We start from the raw sequence: 1,042 nt of genomic DNA on the forward strand, positions 1-1,042 counted from the left end.
GCCAGATGGCCCTCGACCAGATCCATGACATGGATATAGTCGCGCACGCCGGTACCGTCCGGCGTCGGATAGTCATCGCCGAAGACCGATAGCGCCGGTAGGCGCCCGATCGCCACTTGGGAAATAAACGGCAGCAGGTTATTGGGCTTGCCCGACGGGTCCTCACCGATGAGCCCGCTGGAATGCGCACCCACGGGATTGAAGTAGCGCAGCAGTGCGATCGACCAACGTGGGTCAGACCGCGCCAGCTTGCGCAGCACCTCTTCGACCATCAGCTTGGAATGCCCGTAGGCGTTGGTCGGCTGTCCAGTGGGCGCGCTTTCGCTCAGCGGCATGCGCGTGGCATCGCCGTACACCGTCGCCGAAGAACTGAACACCAGTCGGAAGACCCCCGCCACCATCATGGCTTGGCACAGAGTGATGGTGCCCGCCACGTTATTCTCGAAATACGCCAACGGCTCGTTGACGCTCTCCCCTACGGATTTGAGTCCTGCAAAGTGCAACACATCGCTGATCTCGAAGTCCGCAAAGACGTAATTCAACAGCGAACGATCACGTATGTCGCCCTCGATGAAGGTCACTTCCTTGCCGGTCAATTGCGATACCCGTTCCAGCGACTCACGCGAGGCATTACAGAGGTTGTCGATCACGACCACGTCGTGGCCGGCCTCGATGAGCCGCAGCACCATATGCGAGCCAATGTAGCCCGCGCCGCCCGTCACTAATATCGACATCATGCCTCCATTTCCATACGTTGGTGACTCATCAAACCGGTCTCCATACAGGTCAGATATTCCGCCACGACGATATCCTGCGAGAATTCCTTTTCGGCGCGCCGACGTGCCGACACACCCACGCGCGCAAGCGCCCACGGCGTCATTACCAGGCACGCGCGCATGCGCGCCGCCAGCGACTCGACGTCCTTGACCCGACACAGCCAACCGGTCTCACCGTCGACCACGGCATGGCGACACCCCGGCACATCGGTGGCGATGGTCGGCCGACCCATCGCGCCCGCCTCCATTACCGTGCTCGGCATCCC

At 61.4% G+C, this 1,042-nt stretch carries 2 protein-coding genes; both read right to left on the reverse strand.

Features of this window, described 5'->3' with window-relative positions; all coding sequences use genetic code 11:
• Positions 1-734 (reverse strand): UDP-glucose 4-epimerase GalE (galE, locus tag OP496_RS17945; RefSeq protein WP_280565302.1); only part of this gene is annotated, 734 nt, incomplete at its 3' end.
• The coding region (locus tag OP496_RS17950; protein ID WP_280565305.1) for a glycosyltransferase at positions 734-1,042 on the reverse strand (309 nt) is incomplete at its 5' end. The genes OP496_RS17950 and galE, both read right to left, overlap by 1 nt.

It is taken from the genome of Chromohalobacter sp. 48-RD10, assembly GCF_029889785.1.
Classification (GTDB): domain Bacteria; phylum Pseudomonadota; class Gammaproteobacteria; order Pseudomonadales; family Halomonadaceae; genus Chromohalobacter.